This window comes from Streptomyces yatensis (genome assembly GCF_018069625.1).
Taxonomy (GTDB): domain Bacteria; phylum Actinomycetota; class Actinomycetes; order Streptomycetales; family Streptomycetaceae; genus Streptomyces; species Streptomyces yatensis.
The window spans coordinates 242,702-263,765 of the sequence record NZ_CP072941.1; the positions used below are offsets into that span (position 1 = coordinate 242,702).

Consider the following 21,064-nt stretch of genomic DNA (forward strand, 5'->3'; position numbering starts at 1 on the left):
TTGCCCCGTGACCTGAACGAGTGAGCCCCAGTCAAAGCCGAGCGAAAGCGAACCGCATCCGCCGCGAATCCGGCCGGGCCGGATGCCGCGAGTACGGGAGCCCCCTTGGTGGTCTCATCGGCGCGGGCTGGCCCATCCGCACCGCTGAAGCCGCCGCCGTTCAGGCACATCTTCGTCATGGGGGACGTTGCCTCCTCACTCGGCGCGGGCCTCACCGCCTCCAGCCTCGGCATGCTGCTCAAGGCCCGGGGTCTGCGTGTGGTGATGCAGAAGCTCGACCCGTACCTGGGTGTCGACCCGCGCACCGTGAACCCCTTCCAGCACGGTGAGGTGTTCGTCACCAACGACGGCGCCGCAACCGACCTGGACATCCCGCCAACGTCACCACCGGCCAGGTGTACGCGACGGTCATCGCGAAGGAGTGGCGCGGCGAGTACCTGGGCGACACCACGCAGGTCATCCCGCCCATCGCGAACGAGATCAAGCACCGCATCCGCCGCATGGTCTCCGATGAGGTGACCGTCATGATCACCGAGGTCGGCGGCATGATCGGCGACATCGAGTCGTTGCCGTTCCTGGAGGTGGTGCGTATCCCCCGCTCCTGCCGTACACCGGCCCCTCGGGCGGGCTGAAGACGAAGCCACCCCAGCGCTCGTTGCGGCCCCGCGGAACATCGCTGTCGACGTCGACAAGGCAGCCGTGGTCGCCTGCCCCGAAGCCCGCTCGATCTACGACATCCCGACGAGATCAACCTGAGGCAGCCGACCCGATGGCCCGCACTCCGGGCAGGCCGTCGAGTACACAGAGGCCTCCCCCGACGAGTGGGCGGAGCAGGCCCGCGCCCGGGGACTGGGCGAAGAGGGTCGACTTCCTCGGCACGGCGGTCCGCGGCCTGCGCGAGGGCTGCTTCCGCCTGCACGAGGGTGTCCATCAGATGCTGGGCCGACAGCCACACGCCTTCTCGGACTTCGTCCGGGAAGCCGCCGCGTCCGGCGCCTGGGGTCCGGTCCGCCCCGACTGGCCCCCAAGGATGCTGCCGTTTCGAGAGGCGATTGCGAGGGGCGGTGGCACCTTCGCGGCACCTCGGTGCGGTAGACCGCCTCGATCAGCGCCTGGCGGGGTCGGGTAGTGCCGGTACGGGGCGCCGATCCCGACGCCGACCTCGCGGGCGATGGCCTCCGGGGTCGGCGTCTGTCCGGCCGCGGAGGGGGCGCGCTCCACCCGAGGAGGCGGGCCCGGTTGCGCCGGGCGTCGGCGGCCCGCGGGCGTGGTTCGCGGTCTGCGGCGGCCATGAAGCGGAGGCGCCTCCAATTGCGTTACGATCCGGAGGTTCCTCCGCTTAGCGGGTACTGCCATTCCCGGGAGTCGCGATCATGACCACCAGCAACACCACTTGGGACACCCGCCCGCACCCCGGCGGCCTCGCGTCCCTCGCCGGCCGTCCCGTCGCACGCATCGGCTACGGGGCGATGCAGCTCGAGCACGGCGACGATGAGCCCGCCCTCGCCGTGCTGCGCCGAGCGGTCGAGCTGGGGGTCGACCACATCGACACCGCCGAGTTCTACGGCGCGGGCCGCGTCAACGCGCGCATCCGCGCCGCCCTGCACCCCTACCCCGAGCACGTGGTGCTGGTCAGCAAGATCGGTGCCACGACTGACCTGGGCGGCCCGTACGGACTGCGCCCGGCGCAGAAGCCCGCCGAGCTGCGGGCCGAGGTGGAGACGAACCTGCGCACGCTGGGCCTGGAACGCCTCGATGTGGTCAACTTCTACCCGATGTACCGGACGCCCGACATCCCCGCCGGCCAACGGGTCGACTTCGATGACCAACTCGCCGAGCTGGTCGCCCTGCGCGACGCCGGGCTGATCGGGGGATTCGGACTCAGTCACGTCGACGCCGACCAGCTGCGCCGCGCCCTACCGTCAGGCGTCGTCTGCGTGCAGAACGCCTACAGCCTCGTCGACCGCTCGTCCGAGCCGGTGCTCGGCCTCTGCCGCGAGCACGGCATCGCCTGGGTGCCGTACTTCCCGCTCGGGTCGGGATTCGCGGAGCTGCCGAAGGTCGCCGACCAGCCCGCCGTGCGGGAGGTGGCGACACGGTTGGGCGCGACCCCGTCCCAGGTCGGGCTGGCATGGGTGCTCACCAGCGGACCGCAGACGCTGCTCATCCCCGGCACCCGCAGCGTCGGCCACCTCCAGGAGAACCTCGCCGCCGGCGACATCGTGCTCGACGACGAGGCACTGGCCGCGCTGGAGGGATAGCCCCACACTTCGGGCGCATCGCGGGCCGGTGGTGGTGATCCCGTCGCGCCGGTTCACTTGTTCCTCCGTTCCGGGCATGACGGCCAGTGGTCAGGATTCGGTGCGCGGGTTGAGCTCGACGCGCAGGAGTGCGGCATTGCGCACGATGCCCCCGGGCGGTGCGGTGGTGCCGCCGTCGGTGGTGACGTAGAGGACTCGACCGTAATCGCCGGGTTCGCGGCCCCAGAAGGCGCTGGAGGGCCCGACGATCACCGGGTCGAACGGGTCGCCGGCGATGTGGCGCACCTGGCTGCCGCGGCCGGGCACGAGCGGGACGCGGTCGAGGGTGTTGGCGCGGTGCCGGGTGACGTAGGCGAAGCCGGCGTCCTCGTCGATGCAGAAGTCGTCACCGTTGTCGATGGCGGCGACGAATTCAGGGGCGCCGGACGGGTCGAGCGTGGCCGGGTCGACCGGGATGCGCATGAACACCTTCTGGGCGGTGGAGGTGTAGTACAGGTAGCCGGTCTTCGCGCCGTAGCGCACCCCGTTGACGCCGGGCTGCGGCGGCGGCGCGACTTCGCCGTCAGGGTCCCAGCCCATGGTGTCGTGTTCGATCCAGACCCGGCCGGTCGCGCTGCGGCCTCCCTCGGTCAGGTCGACGCGCCAGATCAGTCCGGCGAAACAGTCGGCCAGCGCGAGCACCCCGGGGCCGAGCAGGCAGCTGCCGTTGAGGGCGCGGACCCTCTCGTCGAAGGTGAAAACGATCTCCGGGACGACCGGGCTGCCGGGGGTCCAGCCGTTGAAGTCGATCCGGGCGAGGTGGGATTCGTGCGTGGCGTAGCCGTCGGTGATGCTGATGATGAACACATCCGGCTCGACCTCGGCGATGCCCGTGATCATGTGGTCGAAGGTGTGCACGAGCACCGGGTCGACCAGTGTGCGCGGGGCGGGGCCGGGGACGTACCACAGCTCCCTCTGCAGCACGGAGGTGATCAGCACCGAGCCGTCGGCGCGGACGACGAGATTTTCCAGGAAGTACTTCTTGGGGAAGTAGGCCACCGGGGTCATGGTGACCTCGGGCAGAGGCGCGATAGCCATTGCGGTTTTCCTCACTGCTTCACAATGCCGGTTGGGTCTCGTGCCGCTCTGTTCGCGGCTACTGGTCGAGTCCGACGGCGGCGGACGGCACGTTGGGGTCGGTGGGGTGCTCAAGCATGGCCAAGGGCTCCTTGGCGGTTCTCCTCAGCGTGCTGGTCCACGAAACGACCGGCTGGTACGTCGTAGGCGTTGAGCAGGACACCCAGCGCCAGGTAATGGATGGTGATGAACACCACGGCGTCGAAGCCCTGCTGGCCGAGCTTGGCCACGGCGGCGTCGTACAACGGCCCGGGAACCGCGCCCGCCCGGGTCAGAGCCCCGGCGACATCGGCGGCGAGCAGCTCGTCCTCACTGAGGTCGGCGGGGCGCGAGCCGGCGCTGAGGGCCGCGATCTGGTCCGCGCGCAATCCGGCGCGTGCGGCCAGCGGGCGGTGGGCGTACAGCTCGTAGGCGACGTTGAAGCGACCGCCGATCGTCAGAATGACGACCTGCCGTGCTCGCGCGCTGAGTCCGGGCAGTTTCTGGGCAAGGTTGATGAACTGACTCAGTGGCGTTGCGAGCTCCGGGAAGTTGAGCACGACGCCCCACGGGCCGACGAACGCGCCGTCGGAGTCCTGTACCTCGAAGCCCTGGTACTCCTCGTCCTGGGTCATCTTCTCGAAGGCGTCATAGAGGGGACGCTGCTCGGCGGTCAGCTCCGACGGGGGCACTAGCGGTAGTCGCACGAGGATCTCCTGTTCTCTCCTGTGGGCTGAAAAAAACGAACGATCGATCTCTTATTTCCCACCGTACGCCCTGCCCAGCTGCGGTGCAACGGACTGGCCCGCCTGCAACGCCAAGCGGAAAGTGTGGGCACAAAAGCGGATGCGGTTCGCCCTCCTGCGGCCGCTCCGCATCTGGCGCGGTGATCAGGCGCTCCCGGCCCTGAGACCGCAGGAGCGCGCCATGCTGCTGGCTGCGGGGACGCACCACCCCCACGAGCGAGCTGGTGGGCGCGGTGTGGGGGGATGCCCCACCGCCTCATGCGATCGCGAGCCTACGCACCCACGCCTTCCGCCTGCGCCGGGCGCCGGGGCCCGGTGTGGTGGTCTCGGAGGCCGGGGGGTACGCGCTCCGCAGGCGGCCGGGGAGCCGTGCACACCGCCACGCCACGTCCGGTGCAACTACCGGCGGGACGCGCGGACTTCACCGGGGGCGCCGACGCCCTGGACACCTTGCGGAAGCTGCTGCTGTCCGCCCGCGAATCGGTGACGGCGGTCCGCGTGGTGCAGGGGCTCGGCGGGGTGGGCAAGACGGCCTTGGCCGTGTGCGTTGCCCAGGCGGTGCGGGAGCAGTTCCCCGACGGGCAGTTGTTCGTCGATCTCATCGGCCACAACTCGCGCTTCGAGCTGACGCCGCGAGGTAGCGGCGTCCACGACAGACGACAGTGCGTTGGTGGTCATGTCATGGTCTTCACTGATCATGTGGGTGTGCGGGCGACGTGTGTGGCGTGCCATGTGTAGGTGTAGACCCCGCTCGGTCGTCGAACTCATCGGTGGCCGGCCACTCCGATCGCAACAGCCCCGGCCTGAAGGACGCCGACCGGTTCGGGTCTCCCGCCGCCCACCCCCCGCCGCCCGCTGCCGCGGCCGTCCAGCGCGTTACCCTTTTGGCAGGGCATCGTCCGGATATCGGTGGGCTACGGAGGGTATCGGGATGGTGCGTAAAGCCGAGGCCGACTCCGAGTCGAAGCCGATGCCGATTCCGATGCCGACCGACTTCGCACACGGGCCTGAAGCGCCCGCTCCGGCCCTCGCTCTCCTGGGCTCCGACGGCACCGTCCTGGAGTGGGGAGAGGGCTGTCGGCGGCTGCTGGGCCACCGCGCGGAGGACGTCGTAGGGCTGCCGGTGCGGGAGCTGCTGGAGATCCCCGCCGAAGCGGTGCCGTGGTTCTCGGCTCCGGGAGACATGGGGCAGCGTGTTGGCCGACGGGCCGCTAACGGCGTCGTGGAGGTCCGGCATCGCGATGGCACCGGCTTCCGTCTGACGGTGGAGATCATCGAGCTGACCGGCGGGGACGGTGAGAGCTGCTGGTTCGTCGCCATCACGGAGGCGCCGGACGGCGTACGGACGGCCGACGCCGAGGCGGCGCTCCTGGACCGGTCACCGCTGGCCGTGGCGGTGTGGGACGCGGGCACACGGCTGCTGTGGTCGAACCGGGCCTGCCGGGAGATGGTGGGCCGCTCCGAGGTGGACGCGCCCACCCGGTCGACCCGCCGCACCGTGCGTGGTTTCGACCGGTCCATTATCGAGCCGGTGATACGGCAGGTTCTGACCTCGCGGGAGCCGGTCGGCGACCACGTGCTGCGGTGGGTGTCACCGGAGCACGGCCGGGAGGTCGTCTTCTCCTCCTCCGTCTTTCCCCTCGGCCCCGTCGGCGGCAGCCCACTGGGCGTGTGCACCGTTTCCTTGGTCACCAAGAGCGGGGAGCGCGAGCGGCTGGCGCTGCTCGGCAGAGCGGCCAAGCAGATCGGCACCACGCTCGATGTGATGACGACCGCGCAGGAACTCGCGGACATGGCCGTCCCCGCCCTCGCCGACTACGCCACAGTGGATCTGGCCGATGCCGTCCCGCTGGGCGGGGAGCCGCTGAAGCGGATGTCCGAGGCCGCCTCCGGTATAGCCGTCTTCCGCCGCGCGGGTCAGTCCTCCATCCACACCGGCATGCCCGAGGCCGCCTTCTTGGTGGGGGATGTGGTGTACGTACCGCCCGGATCGCCGTTCCTCACCGCGCTGTACGGGGACCGGTCCTACTTCGAGCCGGTCATGGAAACCGGCCCGGGGACATGGCTCGACCGCGACGCCGAGCGCCGACGGCTCATCCACGACACCGGCATGCACTCGGTGATGATGATCCCGCTCAGGGCCCGTGGCACCATCCTCGGCATCGCCGTGTTCACGCGGACCGACAACGCCGTGCCCTTCTCCCAGGACGACCTGCTGCTGGCCGAGGAACTCTGCGTCCAGGCGGCGTTGAGCCTGGACAACGCCCGCCGCTACGCACGGGAGCGGGCCGCCGCCGTCGCCCTGCAGCGCAGTCTCCTGCCGCAGGAGCTGTCGGGCGGCACCGCGGTGGACCTGGCCGGCCGCTACCTGCCGTCGGACCGACGCGAAGGAGTGGGCGGGGACTGGATGGACGCCATCGAGCTGCCGGGCGACCGGATTGCCCTGGCCATCGGCGACGTCATCGGCCATGGCATCAACGCCGCCGCCGCGATGGGCAGGATGCGCACCGCGGTGCATACCCTCGCCGCTCTCGACCAGCATCCCGCGGAACTGCTCGACCACCTGGACAAGGTCACCGCCCAGCTCGCCGAAACGGGCACCTGGTCTGCGGGGTACTCGTCGATCACCGGCGGAACCTGCGTCTACGCCGTCTACGACCCGGCCACCCACATCTGCACCCTGGCCCGCGCCGGGCACCCGCCACCGATGCTGGTGACACCCGACGGCCATGCCACGATCGCCGACACACCGGTGGGCCCGCCGGTCGGAATCGGCACCGGACGCTACGAATCCGTCGACCTGGAGCTGCCCGAAGGCAGCCTGCTCGCCCTCTTCACCGACGGACTGGTGGAGTCCAGGCACGCCGACATCGACGCCGGGCTCGACCGGCTGCTCGCCTCGCTGCAACACCCCTCGGGGGGCCTCGAGGACCTGTGTGGCCGCGTTATCGCGAGGATGACCACGGATGCTCCTCCGGAGGACGACATCGCGCTCCTCATAGCCCGGACACGCGCCGCCGACGGCAGCCGGGCGACCGCCCACGGGGAGCACCGCGAGCCGTCGGCCTGACGCGAACCACCACAGTTCGGCTGGTGCCGGCCGCGCCGATCGGCCACCATTCCGTCGCGGCATGCCCGCAGGACATGCAACTGATGACTTCCTCGGCGGCGGCGCCCGCGGGCAATAAAATGAAGTAATCACGCGAGGGCGTCGACTGTGTACCGGCGCCTCACCAGATAAGACGTCCTCTTAAGAGAAAATGCCGAAAGGCTCCGGAGTCGGTGTGCCAGTAGGTGGGACCTGGCGTACGCTGAGCAGATGTAGGGAGTTCTGCGGTGCACATGTGAAGGGACACTCACATGATAATGCGTTCCACGGTCAGTAAGTGCCTTCTGAGCACAGGATTCTCAACGATCCGCTATGGACTGGCGCTCAATCTCCTGTCGATTGGGCGGCTCAAGTTCGAGAGTTATGAGGTCGAGAACATTCGGCCCTTGGTCACCGCGAGCCCTGTATTCTCGCGGCTCCTCACCGAACTCGGCGAACAAAAACTGGCCAGGATCATCGGTGTAACGGAGATGGTTGCGGGATCACTGATTGCGGCGAGACCGTTCGCGCCGAGAGCCTCGGCGCTGGGAAGCCTGGGGGCTGCTGGGATATTCGCCACGACTCTCAGCTTCCTGGCCACAACACCCGAGGCATGGCAGGAGAGGCGCAGAGAACCAAAGCTCTCTCTCGCCGGCCAGTTCCTGGTGAAAGACATCGTGTTGCTGGGGGCTTCCCTGCTCACGGCTGCCGAATCTCTGCAGACCGGACAGCGCAGGTAGTCCACCGCCACCTGTACCGCCCTTCTCCGAAAAAGCGGGAATTCATTCGCTCCAGATACTGGCGGTCACGCGTGAGAACGGCTTCGGCCCAAAAAGCGATGACGGCGCGCATGAGCTCGCCCTCGTGACCGCGGCATTGCGCCGCGCTCCATAGGGCGGCACTTTTGCCGAACAGCTCCCGATTCCGCCATAGCGGCAGATGCACGCATCGGACGAAGTTCGGGTCGCCTTGCGCCGCCGTGAGAGACGGGCTACGACCTCGGGTCGTCGACCTTGAGCTTGTCTCCGGTGTTGGAGACGTAGACCACCAGGAGCTTGGCCCGTTCAGTCCGGCTGATGTTCTCGGTCAGGACGTGGTGAGCGCCCGGCCGCTCGACCCAGTACTCGCCCTGGCGGTAGGTGCTCGCGGGCTTGCCGGCGAGCCTGCTGCGCACGGTGCCTTCGAGGACGTAGGCGTAGACGAACGCCTTGCCGTGCCGGTGCGGCACCGCGCGTGCCTTGGGCGGGAAGTCGACGACCACCGAGGTGAACGTCTTGCCCTTCACGTTCGGGAGGGCCTGCTGGAGCAGGGGCTTGGCCGTTTCGGTGGGATGCTTCGACGTCACGGCCGCGGTGGGCGTCTTGGCGTGGACGGACTGGTCCGAGGCCGAGCAGGCCGTGGCCGCGGTCAGCGTGACGATGGCCAACAGGCCACCGGCGATCCGCGTTCCGGTCACGATGGGTCTCCTGTTCGGTCTTCCGCGACGCGGATGATCGTCTTGCCCGGGGTACGGGTGGCGGGGGCGAATGCGGCGGGTGCTTCGGTGAGTGGCCGTACGGCGCCGACCACGGGCTTGAGCCGGCCGTCCCTCACTCGCGTGGCGAGGTCGGTGAGCCGGGCGCGGTCGGGTTCGACGACGAAGAAGATGGCCCGCCCGTCCTTGGGCCGGCCCTTGGGCGGCATGACGATGGTGACCAATGTGCCGCCGGCCCGGACCAGGGCGACCGAGCGGTCGAGGATGTCTCCGCCGATCACGTCGAACACGACGTCGGCCTCGCCGACATCCTCCAGCCTCTCGGTCTGCAGGTCCAGGAAGGTGTCGACGCCCAGCGCGAGCGCCGTGTCCCGGTCGGCGGACCGGCCGGTGCCGATGACGCGGGCGCCTACCTCGCGGGCGAGCTGTGCCGCGATCGAGCCGACGCCGCCCGCGGCGCCGTGGATGAGGAGGGTCTGGCCCGTGGTCAGGCGGCCGTGGTCGAACAGGCCCTGCCATGCGGTCAGCCCGGAGATCGGCAGTGCGGCGGCCAGGGTGTGGTCGATGTCCGTCGGCAGCGGCGCGAGATTGCGGGCCTCCACCGCGGCGTACTCGGCGAGCGAGCCGTTGCGGGTCCAGTCAGCCAGGCCGAACACCCGCTGGCCGACACTCAGGCCGGTGGTGCCGAACCCCAGCTCTTCGACAACACCCGACAGCTCGTGCCCGGGCACGCTCGGCGTCCGGTCGCGGCCTGCGCGATCGGTCCACGTGCCCGGCCAGTCCAGCTCTCCGGGGGTGAAGCCCGCGGCGTGCACCCGTACGATGACGTCGTTCTCGGCCGCATGAGGGTAGGGCATGTCCGTCAGGGACAGCCCGGCGAGACCGGCGTCACGGTCTCGAACAGTGATGGCCTGCATAAAGGTCCTTACTGGGGAAGGGCATACGAGCGCGCAGCCCCTTCACGCAGGGCTCATCGCGGCTCGTCGGCGGAGGAACGTGGCAGGTGGAAACATGCCGTCCGCATGATCGATCTCATCTGGCCGCGAGCGTTCCTTCGTCTGTCCCGATGTGGTTGATCTGGTTCTCATCAGGAAAACGAGGCAGCCCTCTCGGGGTGTGACAGCTCAGACGAGGGAAAGCTCGTCCGAATTGATGACCCTGCGGTACGCGGTTATCAGACCGTCCGTGATCTGCAGCGTGTCCACGGAGCAGACACGGCCCTCCCGGTGGAACACCAGGACGGGCTCGCCGCCGACCTCGGCGAGGCCGATGCGGTCCGGACGCCCCTGACGGCCCACCCGCACCATCACCTCGGCGATGCGCTCACCACCATGGATGATCTTGCGCACCGTGGCAGCCTTGCCGCCGCCGTCGGTGACGTAGGCAGCGTCCGGGTGCGGCAGCCCCGCCAGCAGCGGTTCCGGCAGCCACGGCCCGACGTAGGTCCCCCGGCGGAAACGGGCGCTCTTGAGGATGCCGCACGACCGCCGCGCGGCCACCGTGGCCAAAGGCCGATGGCTCTCCCAGCCGGCTCCGAGCACGTCCTCCCGCTCAGACGGCCCCGGCGCGTGCCCGTCACCCATGCCGACGCAACCTCCTCCAGCTCGCGGACCCAGAGTAGCCATCCGGACGCTCTGATCTGCGGTGCGCCGCACCCGGAGGAGGGCCAGACGAGGATTTGCAACAGCAGTTTGCGGACGTACGAACGGCCGCTCCGCGCTGTGCGTACCGAGCGGCGACGCTTCATTGCCGTGCGCGCCGAACCTGGGAGAGCAATGCGGAGCAGATCACCTTTGCGGACGACTAGGGCATCGAGCGGATGGCGGGGCTGCCGATGGGTGGCCCTGTGGTCCGTGCTGATCGTGGCGATTCCGGTGGCCGACTGGTTCCTGCCGCCGGACATCCACCCCGCCCATCTGCTGGTCATCCCGCTCGCGCTCGCCGCCACCTTCGCCGACACCCGCCGTACTGCCGTCACCGCTCTGCTCGCCCTGACGGCGCTCGTCGTCGCGGGGGCCGAACGACGCACGCTGACCACCGAGAACGTACTCGTGCAGATGCTGTCCCTGGTGCTGTTCTCGGCGCTGCTCCTGATCGCCACTCGTCTGCGCGAGCAACATCTGCGCCACCTGGCCAGGGCGCGCCAGGTCTCGGAAGCCGCACAGTCCGTGCTGCTGCGGCCGCTGCCGCGACGCGCGGGAGCGGTGTCCCTGGCGTCGACGTACGTGGCCGCCGAGACCGAAGCCCGTATCGGTGGAGACCTGTACGCACTGGTCCGCGCGCCTGGCCCCACCCGGCTGATCATCGGGGATGCACGCGGCAAGGGGCTCGGGGCCATCGGGGACATCGAGACCGTCCTCGGTGCCTTCCGCTTCAACGCGCACCGGCACTCCACACTGTCTGGGCTCGCGTCCGCCCTGGAATCCGATGTGCGCTGGGACCTGGGTCAGTCGCACCACGGGGATCCTGACGAATGGCCCAGTGAACACTTCATCACGGCGGCCGTGCTGGAGATCCCTGACAACCAGCTCTGTGCCCGTCTGATCAGTTTCGGCCATCTGCCGCCGCTTCTGCTGCACGAGGGGCACGTCACGCCCCTGGAAGTCGCTGCCCCCGCTCCCCCGCTGGGTCTTGGCGCCCTGACGGAGACCGAGTACGCCCTATTGGCCTTCCGTTTCGCCCCGGGTGACCGGCTGGTGCTGTACACGGACGGAGTCAGCGAGGCCCGGGACAGCCTGGGCAGCTTCTACCCCCTCGTGGAGCGGGTGACGGCTTGGGCCGATCAGCGTCCGGATGAGCTCGTGCACAGCATCGGCGCGGACCTGCGGGCATACACGGGCGGGCCGCTCGCCGACGACATGGCCTTGATCGTGCTGCAGCGCGAGGGGGCGCGCGCCCGGGCGCGGATCCCCGAGAACCGGTGGGTTTCATGACGACGGTGCCCGAGCAGGACGTCACGGTCGAGATCGATCACCGTCCGGGCGTGACCCCGGTAACCGTCCGCATACGGGTTGGCCCCCTGGGCCGCGTTGAAGTCGAGGTCCACGGTGGGGCACCGCGTGCTGGTCGGCGGTGGTGGCCTGGTCGCCCCAGGGGTCGTCGTCCAGCCCTCAGCCCGGGCGGCGATCAGCCGCTCGGGGCCTGGTTGGTGACCTACGACAGCGAGCACCGCTCGTCCCCGGATGAGCGGGCCTTCATGGGTACTCTTGCCGACCTTGCAGGCCAGGCACTGAAGCGCGTCAGGTTGCAAGAGGCACGAGTCGAGCCGGCCACGGCGCCTGGGTCTGGGACTTCTCGTCCATGCATAGCACCAGGGCCCGCTCCGGCGGGTCGAGACACATGTCCGGGTCACTGGCTGCATAGGCTCCACACCCATGCGGCTGAGACCACACGCGACCTCTGCAGGGGATCCGGTCGACACTGGTGCCTGCTTCGGGTTTCCGGCCCGTACCGCCCGGCCGGCCGGCCGGACTGAGTGAGAGGACAAAGATCTGCTGTGAAGGCGTGCGGAGTGTCCGGGGCCGAGAAGGAAGCCGCCCTGCTGGAGTTGCCCGAACCGTCATCTCCCGGGCCCGGTCAGATCCTGGTGGCGGTTGAGGCGGCCGGGGTCGGCCCATGGGACGAACTGCTGAACGGCGCCGGGTGGGATGTGGGGTTGCGCCCGCCGGCGGCGCTGGGAGTGGAGGGCGCGGGCGAGGTGCTGGCCGTGGGCGCGGATGTCACCGGGTTTGCCGTAGGCGATCGGGTACTCGCGCACGAGGCCCCGCTGTCCGGGGGAAGCGGCTTCTGGGCCGAACGCGTTCTGATCAACGCGGATCATGCGGCTGCCTGCCCACCCGGGCTCAACGCCGTGCACGCGGCGGCACTGCCAGTCAACGGACTCACCGCGTCGCAGGCCCTGGAGAAGCTGGACCTCAGCCGAGGACAGCGGCTCCTGATCACCAACGGAGGCGGGGCCACCGGAGCCCTGGCCATCCAGCTCGCCGCGGCCAAGGGCTTCGAGGTGACCGCAACCGCCTCAGCTGCCGCCGCAGAGCGCCTGCGCGGTCTGGGAGCGACCGAGGTCGTCGACTACCACGACCCGAACTGGTCGGCCAAGGTACGCGGCGGGTTCCACGCCGCCCTCGTCATCGCCACCGGCACGGCGGACGACGCCCTGCCTTTGGTGCGGGACGGCGGGCGACTGTGCTCCCTGACCTCGGACGCGCCTCCTGAGGAACGAGGCATCACGAGTTGGGACCTCTACGTCGAGCCCAACGCCGCGCAGCTTGCCCAGCTGGCGGAGCAAGTCGCCGCGGGAACCTTGAAACTCGCACCGGAACCACTGCCGCTGAGCGAGGGACCGGCAGCGTTCGCCCGCGCGGTTACCGGACAGGCCGGCGGAAAGAAGATCGTGCTCACCCGAGCATGACCCGACCGGGCACCGCCCCTCCCGAGGCTGGGCCACGGTGCCCGCCAGGCGCGATCGAGAAATCGTCAGCAGGACTGGAGTGTGCCGGGGACTGCGTCAGCGGATGCCAGCCGCGTGCAACCTCCCCGCCGCCGTACGCCCACGATCGGCCCTTCGAGGCCTCCGTCACCCCATGCTCCGTCGGCCGCGGGTCGGTCGAGTCGCGTCCCCCCTCACCCGTCTCCGCTCCCCTTGTCGGCTGTGCGGGACGTGAGGTCCATGAGGGCGAGTCCGACGACGGCGATGAGCCCGAACGCGCCCGGGATGAGGAAGACGTGGGGCAGGCCGACTGCCGCGACGCCCAGTCCTCCCGTGGCCCCGCCCAACGCAGAGCTGAGCGCGGCGGAGCTGATGAAGATTGCGGACGCGGTGGCGACCGCGCTGGGCAGCAGCCGCTGGGCCATGATGATCCCGAGTGCCGCGAAGACGCCCCACACGCCGCCCATGAGGATCTGCCCGGCGAGCAGTCCGGGCACGGTGGCGGTGGTGGCGAAGCAGATGTTGGCGCCAACGCCGAAGGCGGCTGCCAGAACCATCAGGCGCATCGTTCCGATCCTGCGGGCGGCGACCACCGCGAACGGCATCAGGACCAGTTCCACGAACGGCTGGATGCCGATAATCGCGCCCTGGACCCCGGAGGCGAAGTGCAGGCGCTCGTTCATGTAAATCGGCAGGTAGGCGTATTTGATCGGCTCCCCCGCGTACACGAGCACGTACAGGCCGGTGAATATCAACAGCGGGCGCATCGTCCGGAGTCCGGTCCGTAATGGAGCGGCCGGCCGCGCATCCTGCGGGACGGTTCTCACCGGAGCCGGCCAGGGCGTCCGCGTCCGCTGCAGGCCCAGCGGGACGACCTGCGCCAGGAAGCAGATCCCTGTCGCGAGCATCATCGTGCGCAGGCCGAACTGGGCGGCCAGGATCGTGCCCACGGCCGGGCCGACGATCCAGCCCGCCGTCAGGGCCATCCGCACGATGGAGACCACCGCGTCATCGTGGGCGGTGGGGCGCGCGCTCAACTCGTCGTGAATCGCCGCGAACAGCTGTGACGCGGACGCTCCGGCGAAGCCGAGGATCACAGCCCCGACCGCGAACGGCATCCACAGTTGCGTGGCGGAGGCGATGCCCGCCCAGCCGAGGAAGCCGAGAACGGCACAGACCCGGAACAGCCCCAGACGGCCCCCGGTGCGGTCCGAACGCGCGCCGACCAGGTAGCCGGCGACCGGGGCGGTCAGATTCGTCAGGTAGTAGAGGCCGGCCACGGTCAGTGAGCCGTGCAGGTCCTTGGTGAGGAACTGGGCGATCTGCGGAGCAGCGGCCGATTGCCCCAGGCCCGCCAGGAACAGGGCGATCGTCGCGCCCCGGTACAGCGGCGAGGCCAGGACGAGCCGAATCGCCGAGACCAGCTCTGCCGGGGCGTTGAGCGCCAGACCTGGCGATGCGCTTTCCGTCGTGTCGATGTGCGGCCTGCGGCGACCCTGGTCGCTCACCGCCGTCCCCCTCTCCCGCGGAGTCCCGAATCCCCCGGCTCAGATTATTCCACTGTAAGAATCTGTGCTCGGACGATACACCGGTACGGTCCGGATGCATTGGTTCGCGGGAAACCGGCCGTCCGTCGAGCCCTTGAGCAGGCCGTGGAGAGGACTTCCGTTCAACTGCGCCCGATGCGCGGCCCATCGCTCAGAACCTCGACGCCCGGCCGGGCAGATCGGGTGAGCGGGTGCAGCTGATCACGCCCCTGAGGTCCCGCCGCCCCGCTGACGACGGGGGTGATCCAGCTCAACGCCTGGGCCAGGCACATCGATGGGGTCGCCGTCCTTTGCCCGGCTCGTCGGCCACGACGAGCTGAGCCTGCCCGCGCGGCCGGCGACAACCGCGCCGAACCATGCCCATCCCGTGTCGCCGTGCGGCACCCGGAGTCCGGGCGCCGCCCCTGCGCCGACCTGCCCGGCGGCAGTGGCGCTTTGTCACATCGGCCGGTCCTGCCCGTGCTCGGCCGACGGGCCGGCCGTCCGGTCCCGGTCCGGAAGCAGCCGCTCGAGGAGCCTCAGGGACCGCCGCACATCGACCGCGTCCGGGTCGAGCAGCCACTGCAGCTGCAGACCATCGGACGCGGCGATGACCAACGAGGCGGCGTCTTCCGCATCGATGTCGACGGCGATCGCACCGGCACGCTGGCCGACGCGGATCCGCTCGGCCAGGTCGGCGCGCAGCCGCGCGAAGCGCGCCTGGACGAACTCCCGGGTGCGAGGGTGGGCCTGCGCTTGCAGGGCATCGGTGGTCAGTGTGGCGTAGAGCTCGACCAGACCGGGGATCGCCCGGTTCTCTTCGGCGCTCTGCTCCATCACCACCACTGCCGACACCTCCTCCGGCGTCGGCTTGGCGTTACCTCCCGCCTCGTGAGCGCGGTACACCTCCAGCAGCAGATCGTCGCGAGTCGCGAAGTAGTACCGCAGTGCCGCGTGCGACACACCGATCGAGTCACCGATCGCCCGCAGCGACGCGCCCACCCCCTGCGCGGCGAACAACTCGATGGCGCGCGCGATGATCTGCGCGCGCCTCTCGGGGCCCTTCCGGTACGACCGCCTGCGCGCCGCCGCGTCACCGTCCTGTTCCATCCCGCCATGCTACGAAGTGCCGGCGCGCCGGCAGACAACATCATCCGCGCCGACGTTCCTGGGGTGATTCAGCTGGTGCCCCGCATCCGGATTCAGGGCACGAGGTGCCCGGCGGCGCGGAACAGTTCGTACCACTCGGCCCGGGTGAGTCGAACTTCGGAGCCCTGGGCGGCGCCCGCGACACGCTCCGGGTTGGTGGTGCCGAGCACGACCTGCATCTGAGCGGGGTGGCGGGTGATCCAGGCAGTCGCGATCGCGATGGCGGGGACGTCGTACTGGCCGGCGAGGCGGTCGATAACGGCGTTGAGCTCGGGGTATTCCGGCGAGCCGAGGAAGACACCCGTGAAGAAACCGGCCTGGAAGGGAGACCACGCCTGGATGGTGATGTCGTTCAGACGGCAGTAGTCGACGATCCCTCCGCCGTCGAGGGTGGCCGACTGCTGCTCCGCCAGCATGTTCGCGGCGATCCCTTGAGCGATGATCGGCGCGTGTGTGACCGAGAGCTGAAGCTGGTTGGCCACGATGGGCTGACGCACGTACCTGCGCAGCAGGTCGATCTGGCGTGGGGTCTGGTTCGAGACACCGAAGGCGCGCACCTTGCCCGAGGATTCGAGATCGTCGAAGGCGCGGGCCACCTCTTCGGGCTCGACAAGCGCGTCGGGGCGGTGCAGCAGCAGGATGTCGATGCGGTCAGTCCGCAGGGCCGCGAGTGAACCCTCGACCGATGTGATGATGTGCTCGTAAGAGAAGTCGTAGTACGGCCCGTCCGTCACGATTCCCGCCTTGGTCTGGATCGTGATCTCGTCGCGCTGCGACGGGCTCAGCGCCATCGCGTCGGCGAAGCGGCGTTCACAAGCGTGCAGCTCGCCGCCGTAGATGTCGGCGTGGTCAATGAAGTCGATGCCCGCATCGCGCGCGGTGCGGACGAGTTCGCGGACGTCCTCGTCGGTCTTGTCGGCGATACGCATCAGGCCGAGCACGACGTTCGGGGCGAGGATGTCGGTGCCGGGCATGGTGAAGGTCTTCACAACAGTTTCCTTTCAGATGTTCAGGTCCGCACGGTACAAGGCGAGGGCCACTGTGCGCCTGAGGGGGCGGAGGGTCCATCGGCGGCGAGCGCGAGCTCAGCGGCGAGCGGCGAGTCCCGGACACTTGCGAGACGAGATGCACCGGGGATCTTCGGCATGGCGCACTGGGCGGAGTCCTGGCCGAAGCGGCAGCCGGATGTCCACAGCGGTAGTTGGACCGCCGACGGGGCCACTGCGATCGGTCAGGACGACGGCGATAGCGAACTGTGAGGCGTCGACAAGCGGCAGACCGCCGGTTCAAAGGCGATCGGTCCGAGACGGCTGGTTCGGACCGCGCACGCGCATCTGCGGCGTTGTCGTCACTCGCCGACGCTCCGCGTCGACTCCCTCCTCCGCCTTGCAGCTGCACGCTCCCCCAGCTACCGCGGGGTGGTGCCCGGTAACCCCGCTCCCTGATCCGGCCCGATCCACACGACAGACCCTAGCCCCCGGCCCCCGGGCCGGGCGGGCCCGCGAAACACTGGGCGATCGCGAGCCACTGCTCAGCGACCTCGCCTCGGCAGGTCAGGGACGTGTCGAGGGGTTGCTTGCGTTGGGTGACCACCAGGGCGAAGTCGAGCGCGTCGCCGGTGACGACAGCATCGGCGCCTTCCGGACCACGGGCCCATGACCGGCCGCTGGGCAGGCGCAGTTCGACGCGCGGTGGAGACGGCGGCACGGGCAGGCCGCGGTTGGCGAAGCTGAACTCGAAGGTGACGAACCCGAGGTGACAGACGTGCCGGAGCCGGTCGGTGGGCCGGCGGACGATCTTCAGGGCGTCGGCGACATCCTGGCCGTGAGCGAAGTACTCCATGAGACGAGCCGTGGCCAGCGTCGCCGGGCTCATCGGCGGCACGAACCAGGGCACCCTCTGTTCCCGACGCGAGGACGTGAAAGCCCTCATCATCGCCGCGAAGGCATCGGCCCATTCCTGTCGCAGTCGCTCCACCGGGAGGTCTTTGCGGGCCGTGATGTGATCTGCGAGGAGCTCGGCCAGACCCACGTCCGTCGCAGGACGGGCACGCCGGAATGCACCGGGGGCGTCCACGGCCGCCTCGGCCAGCAGGTCGCAGCCGATCAGGTGCGACACGCTGGCTCCAACATCCCAACCGACGGCCGGGGTTGGACGCCGCAGGTTTGTCCCCGCGGGGACGAGCGCCCGCAGCGAGTCGAACTCCGCCGTGAGATCGTCGAGCAGCTCGCGCGGAACTCCGCCGTCCATGGTGGTGGCCCTTCTCCGATCAGCGAACCGAGGCAGCCCCGGTTCCGAGGTCGTCCGGTGGGACTGTGCGGCGCTCGCCGCTCAGGCGGATACGAGTTGGTTGTAGCGGCTTTGGAAGAACAGCAGGGGTGACGCCGTGCTGTCAGCGACGAGGTCGTCGACACGTCCGATGACGATGCGGTGGTCGCCGACGGCGTGTACGGCTTCGATCGTGCAGCCGATCCAGGCGACCGCGCCGTCGATGACCGGGGCTTCGTGCGGCCCGGGCCGCCAGGGCACCTGCGTGAACTTGTCGCCTCCCGAGACCGACAGCGCACGGCAGATCCACTCCTGGTCGGTGGCGAGAACGTTCACGCAGAAGGTGCCGCGCTCGGCGATGACCAGGAAGGTCGATGACGTCCTGCCGCCGCCTGGCTGCCCGCCCAGCCGATGTCGGGCGGGCAGCCAGCCAGCCAGGCAATGGCGGGCCGGATCGGCGGGCTCTACCGCGGCCCGTTCCTGTCCGGCCCGCTCCGCGCTCCTCAGGCCGGGTGAGGAGCGGGTTTCGTTTCCTGCGCGGCGGTGGCTCCGGCCACGCGGCCGAACACCGCGGCGCGCATGAGAGCGGCACCACCGGGATAGTCGCCGTAGAACAGGCCACCCACGGCCTCGCCGGCCGCGTACAGACCCGGCACCGGCGTCCCGTCCGCGCTGAGAGCCCGCCCGTCCGGGTCGATCCGGATGCCGCCGAAGGTGAAGGTGAGCCCCGCGACGGCGTGGTAGGCGACGAACGGTGGCTGGTCGAGGGGCGAGGCCCAACCCGACTTGGGCGGTGTGATGCCGGCCGTGCCGCGACCTTCGCTCGCGCCGTCACCGGACGGGCAGGCGTTGTTGAACGCCTGGAGCGTGTGCGCCAGCCGGTCGGCGGGTACCCCGATCCGCTCGGCGAGCTCCGGGACACTGTGCGCGACGATGGGCTCGGCCGCACCGGCGAACTCGTCGGCCACCCGGGCCGCGGTGCGCTGGTCGAAGATCTCGAAGGCCTCGCATCCCGGCTGGCGCATGATGGCCTTGCCCATCTTCGAGTAGTTCTTGACCCACGGGCCGGGGCCCTCGTCGACGAACCGCTCGCCGTGGCGGTTGATGAGCACGCCGAGCCAGAAGCCGTGCAGCGGGAAGGGCGGTGAGGCCTCACTGCGCTGTGGCGAGGGCCTGGTCGGGTCGACCGCGGCCGAATGGCAGCTCGCCCAGGCCCCGGCCTTCTGCGCCCCGGCGCGCAGTGCGGCCCGGATCCCGTCGCCCGTGGCCAGGCGGGTGCCGCGCAGGCGCACCGTCTCCCACTGCGGCCCCAGGCACTCGCGGCGAAGTTCCCGGCTGGCCTGGAAGCCGCCGGTGGCGACCACCACCGCGTCGGCGGGCACGGTCTCGCCGCCGTCGCCGACCACGGCACCGGTGACCCGGCCGTCGCCGCGCACCACCTCCACCAGCGGTGCGCACCAGCGGATTTCCACGCCGATTCGCTCGGCGTGCGCCAACAGGGGCCGGATCACCTCGAACCCGCGTGACATTCCCTCGCCGGTGCACGTCAGGATCTGGCCGGGTGGAATGTGCAGGACACCGTCGCGGACCGCGGCGCCCACGGTTCGGTTGAACGTGAAGCGGACGCCCTTCGCGGCCAGCCAGCGGACCGTGTCCAACGACCGCTCGGCGAGCCGGTCGACCAGCCGCGGCTCGGCTTGGCCGCCGCTCATCGCCGACAACTCGGCCGCGTAGGCCTGGCGGGTGTAAGGGGGTGCCTCGATCCGGTCGGCTTTCATACCCGGCTCGAAGTCCTCCGTGATGGACGTCAGATCGTCCGGCCCGTCATAGCAGAACAGGAACAGCCCGCCGGAAAAGGCGGCGTTCCCGCCGACGTCCTCGCGGCCGCCCTTTTCCAGCAGCACCACGCGGGCGCCGGCCTCGCGGGCGGAGATCGCCGCCGAGAGCCCGGTCAGCCCGGCGCCGGCGACGACGATCGTGGGCGCAGGGGTTTCCGTCACTGGTCCTCCTTGAGACATGGTGCTGCAACGGCAGGTGCGGGTCGGGGTGGCTGAAGTACATGACCAAAGACGCTCATGAGGTGTCACCACGTGAAGGAGAGGGACGTGCCGGGCCGGGCGGCGCTCGGTACGGGGCCGGTGTGCCGGACGAATCCCTCGCCGGGCACGCCGACCTCGCCGGTGAGCCAGTTCGCCGTCTCGATCAGGCGGGGCAGGTCGATACCGGTGGCGACCCCGGACCGTTCGAGCAATTGCACGGCGTCCTCGGTGCACAGACCGCCGCCCTGGGTGCCGGGCATCGCCGGGTGGCCGCCTCTGCCGGCAAGGGAGGTGTCGATGTCGTGGATGCCGAGTTCGAGGAGTGGCAGCAGTGCGGCGAGGCCCATGCCGCGGTCGTCGTGGACCTGCACCGTCAGGTTCCCCGGCGGCACATGCGCGAGCTCGGCGGTGACCAGTTCGCACATCTGGGGCGGCGCCGCGTAGCCGGAGGAATCCGCGAGAATCCAGCGGTCCACCCCGATGTCGAGGAGCCCCCGGGCCAGCGGTTCGATATCCGCGCCGGTGCGCGGGGGGCCGGTCGGCCCGCCCCAGGCGAAGATGACGTAGGTGCCGAGCACGATGTTCCGGTCCGCGGCGTAGGCGGCCATGCGCTCCAGTTCGCGCATCGACTCCCGCGTGGACCGTCCGGTGTTGGCGCGGGCGAATTCCTCGTCAGCGGAGAGCAGGAAGTACGCCGTGTCGGCACCCGCGTCGACCGCGCGGGTAAGCCCGCGCGGATTGGCGACGCAGCAGCCGAGGCTGAGTCCGGACACTCGCGGCACACGCGCGAACACCTCCGCGGCGTCGGCGAGGCCTGGTACGAGATCGGGGCTGACGAAGGAGGACAGTTCGAACGCGCGGACACCGGCGTCGATGAGCCGCCGCGCGAATTCGATCTTGACGTCGGTCGGGACCGCATGGTCCTGGAAGGTCAACCGGGTGGCGATCTCCCGGATGCGTACGGCGTCGGGTAGGGACATGGCGTTTCC

The 21,064-nt window shown here is 69.9% G+C and carries 18 protein-coding genes and 1 pseudogene; 7 read left to right on the forward strand and 12 right to left on the reverse strand.

Annotation, left to right across the window (positions count from 1 at the left end):
• Nucleotides 1-177 precede the first annotated feature (177 nt).
• Both J8403_RS01175 and J8403_RS01180 read left to right on the forward strand, forming a co-directional pair.
• A pseudogene (locus J8403_RS01175) lies at nucleotides 178-741 on the forward strand (CTP synthase); the annotation flags it as partial.
• 632 nt (nucleotides 742-1,373) lie between these two features.
• Nucleotides 1,374-2,261: an aldo/keto reductase gene (locus tag J8403_RS01180; RefSeq protein WP_211121401.1), complete on the forward strand. Its 888-nt coding sequence runs from the start codon at nucleotides 1,374-1,376 to the stop codon at nucleotides 2,259-2,261.
• A gap of 90 nt (nucleotides 2,262-2,351) precedes the next feature.
• On the opposite strand, the gene J8403_RS01185 is transcribed toward J8403_RS01180, so the two are convergent.
• Complete coding sequence (locus J8403_RS01185; protein WP_246585630.1) at nucleotides 2,352-3,338, reverse strand: SMP-30/gluconolactonase/LRE family protein; 987 nt, start codon at nucleotides 3,336-3,338, stop codon at nucleotides 2,352-2,354.
• Between the two features lie 110 nt (nucleotides 3,339-3,448).
• Nucleotides 3,449-4,063, reverse strand: a complete 615-nt coding sequence (locus J8403_RS01190) for a carboxymuconolactone decarboxylase family protein (RefSeq protein WP_211121402.1) — start codon at nucleotides 4,061-4,063, stop codon at nucleotides 3,449-3,451.
• 408 nt (nucleotides 4,064-4,471) lie between these two features.
• Between J8403_RS01190 and J8403_RS01195 the strand changes: the two genes are divergently transcribed.
• The 3 genes from J8403_RS01195 (at nucleotide 4,472) to J8403_RS01205 (ending at nucleotide 7,930) form a co-directional block, all read left to right on the forward strand.
• Nucleotides 4,472-4,840, forward strand: coding sequence for a hypothetical protein (locus tag J8403_RS01195; protein WP_211121403.1), 369 nt, complete (start codon nucleotides 4,472-4,474; stop codon nucleotides 4,838-4,840).
• Between the two features lie 193 nt (nucleotides 4,841-5,033).
• Nucleotides 5,034-7,172, forward strand: a complete 2,139-nt coding sequence (locus J8403_RS01200; protein WP_211121404.1) for a SpoIIE family protein phosphatase — start codon at nucleotides 5,034-5,036, stop codon at nucleotides 7,170-7,172.
• Nucleotides 7,173-7,468: 296 nt separating this feature from the next.
• A complete protein-coding gene (locus tag J8403_RS01205; protein ID WP_211121405.1) occupies nucleotides 7,469-7,930 on the forward strand; it encodes a YkgB family protein in 462 nt (153 codons plus the stop codon).
• Nucleotides 7,931-8,181: 251 nt separating this feature from the next.
• Here J8403_RS01205 and J8403_RS01210 read toward each other — a convergent pair whose 3' ends face one another.
• From J8403_RS01210 to J8403_RS01220, 3 genes are all read right to left on the reverse strand, one after another.
• Nucleotides 8,182-8,646 carry a cupin domain-containing protein gene (locus J8403_RS01210; RefSeq protein WP_211121406.1) on the reverse strand — a complete coding sequence of 155 codons (465 nt, stop codon included), beginning with the start codon at nucleotides 8,644-8,646 and terminating at the stop codon, nucleotides 8,182-8,184.
• The gene (locus J8403_RS01215) at nucleotides 8,643-9,581 is read right to left on the reverse strand and encodes an NADP-dependent oxidoreductase (protein WP_211121407.1); all 939 of its coding nucleotides are present in this window, start codon (nucleotides 9,579-9,581) and stop codon (nucleotides 8,643-8,645) included. Before J8403_RS01215 ends, J8403_RS01210 begins: the two co-directional genes overlap by 4 nt.
• 207 nt (nucleotides 9,582-9,788) lie before the next feature.
• Nucleotides 9,789-10,247: a sigma-70 family RNA polymerase sigma factor family protein gene (locus J8403_RS01220; protein WP_211121408.1), complete on the reverse strand. Its 459-nt coding sequence runs from the start codon at nucleotides 10,245-10,247 to the stop codon at nucleotides 9,789-9,791.
• Nucleotides 10,248-10,502: 255 nt separating this feature from the next.
• On the opposite strand from J8403_RS01220, the gene J8403_RS01225 reads away from it, so the two are divergent.
• Together J8403_RS01225 and J8403_RS01230 are read left to right on the forward strand one after the other, a co-directional pair.
• Nucleotides 10,503-11,597 carry a PP2C family protein-serine/threonine phosphatase gene (locus tag J8403_RS01225; RefSeq protein ID WP_211121409.1) on the forward strand — a complete coding sequence of 365 codons (1,095 nt, stop codon included), beginning with the start codon at nucleotides 10,503-10,505 and terminating at the stop codon, nucleotides 11,595-11,597.
• Between the two features lie 578 nt (nucleotides 11,598-12,175).
• Nucleotides 12,176-13,075, forward strand: coding sequence for an NADP-dependent oxidoreductase (locus tag J8403_RS01230; RefSeq protein WP_211121410.1), 900 nt, complete (start codon nucleotides 12,176-12,178; stop codon nucleotides 13,073-13,075).
• A gap of 212 nt (nucleotides 13,076-13,287) precedes the next feature.
• Here J8403_RS01230 and J8403_RS01235 read toward each other — a convergent pair whose 3' ends face one another.
• The 7 genes from J8403_RS01235 to J8403_RS01265 form a co-directional block, all read right to left on the reverse strand.
• A complete protein-coding gene (locus tag J8403_RS01235; protein WP_211121411.1) occupies nucleotides 13,288-14,601 on the reverse strand; it encodes an MFS transporter in 1,314 nt (437 codons plus the stop codon).
• Nucleotides 14,602-15,078: 477 nt separating this feature from the next.
• Complete coding sequence (locus J8403_RS01240; protein ID WP_211121412.1) at nucleotides 15,079-15,729, reverse strand: TetR/AcrR family transcriptional regulator; 651 nt, start codon at nucleotides 15,727-15,729, stop codon at nucleotides 15,079-15,081.
• A gap of 92 nt (nucleotides 15,730-15,821) precedes the next feature.
• Nucleotides 15,822-16,757 carry an aldo/keto reductase gene (locus tag J8403_RS01245; protein ID WP_211121413.1) on the reverse strand — a complete coding sequence of 312 codons (936 nt, stop codon included), beginning with the start codon at nucleotides 16,755-16,757 and terminating at the stop codon, nucleotides 15,822-15,824.
• A gap of 481 nt (nucleotides 16,758-17,238) precedes the next feature.
• Nucleotides 17,239-18,018, reverse strand: a complete 780-nt coding sequence (locus tag J8403_RS01250; protein WP_211121414.1) for a TIGR03084 family metal-binding protein — start codon at nucleotides 18,016-18,018, stop codon at nucleotides 17,239-17,241.
• A gap of 81 nt (nucleotides 18,019-18,099) precedes the next feature.
• Nucleotides 18,100-18,543: a flavin reductase family protein gene (locus tag J8403_RS44255; RefSeq protein ID WP_281427985.1), complete on the reverse strand. Its 444-nt coding sequence runs from the start codon at nucleotides 18,541-18,543 to the stop codon at nucleotides 18,100-18,102.
• Entirely contained in the window at nucleotides 18,540-20,036 is a 1,497-nt protein-coding gene (tcuA, locus tag J8403_RS01260) for an FAD-dependent tricarballylate dehydrogenase TcuA (protein WP_211121415.1), read from the reverse strand. Before tcuA ends, J8403_RS44255 begins: the two co-directional genes overlap by 4 nt.
• 83 nt (nucleotides 20,037-20,119) lie before the next feature.
• On the reverse strand, nucleotides 20,120-21,055 hold the full coding sequence (locus J8403_RS01265) for a beta/alpha barrel domain-containing protein (protein WP_211121416.1): 936 nt from the start codon (nucleotides 21,053-21,055) through the stop codon (nucleotides 20,120-20,122).
• Nucleotides 21,056-21,064: the final 9 nt, after the last annotated feature.

What these genes read in the sequence shown, in the direction of transcription:
- J8403_RS01240 (WP_211121412.1), bottom strand. Translation starts at nt 15,729, where the DNA reads ATGGAACAGGACGGTGACGCGGCGGCGCGCAGGCGGTCGTACCGGAAG.
- J8403_RS01180 (WP_211121401.1), top strand. Translation starts at nt 1,374, where the DNA reads ATGACCACCAGCAACACCACTTGGGACACCCGCCCGCACCCCGGCGGC.
- J8403_RS01250 (WP_211121414.1), bottom strand. Translation starts at nt 18,018, where the DNA reads ATGGACGGCGGAGTTCCGCGCGAGCTGCTCGACGATCTCACGGCGGAG.
- J8403_RS01205 (WP_211121405.1), top strand. Translation starts at nt 7,469, where the DNA reads ATGCGTTCCACGGTCAGTAAGTGCCTTCTGAGCACAGGATTCTCAACG.
- J8403_RS01220 (WP_211121408.1), bottom strand. Translation starts at nt 10,247, where the DNA reads ATGGGTGACGGGCACGCGCCGGGGCCGTCTGAGCGGGAGGACGTGCTC.
- J8403_RS01200 (WP_211121404.1), top strand. Translation starts at nt 5,034, where the DNA reads ATGGTGCGTAAAGCCGAGGCCGACTCCGAGTCGAAGCCGATGCCGATT.
- J8403_RS01215 (WP_211121407.1), bottom strand. Translation starts at nt 9,581, where the DNA reads ATGCAGGCCATCACTGTTCGAGACCGTGACGCCGGTCTCGCCGGGCTG.
- J8403_RS01265 (WP_211121416.1), bottom strand. Translation starts at nt 21,055, where the DNA reads ATGTCCCTACCCGACGCCGTACGCATCCGGGAGATCGCCACCCGGTTG.
- J8403_RS01185 (WP_246585630.1), bottom strand. Translation starts at nt 3,338, where the DNA reads ATGGCTATCGCGCCTCTGCCCGAGGTCACCATGACCCCGGTGGCCTAC.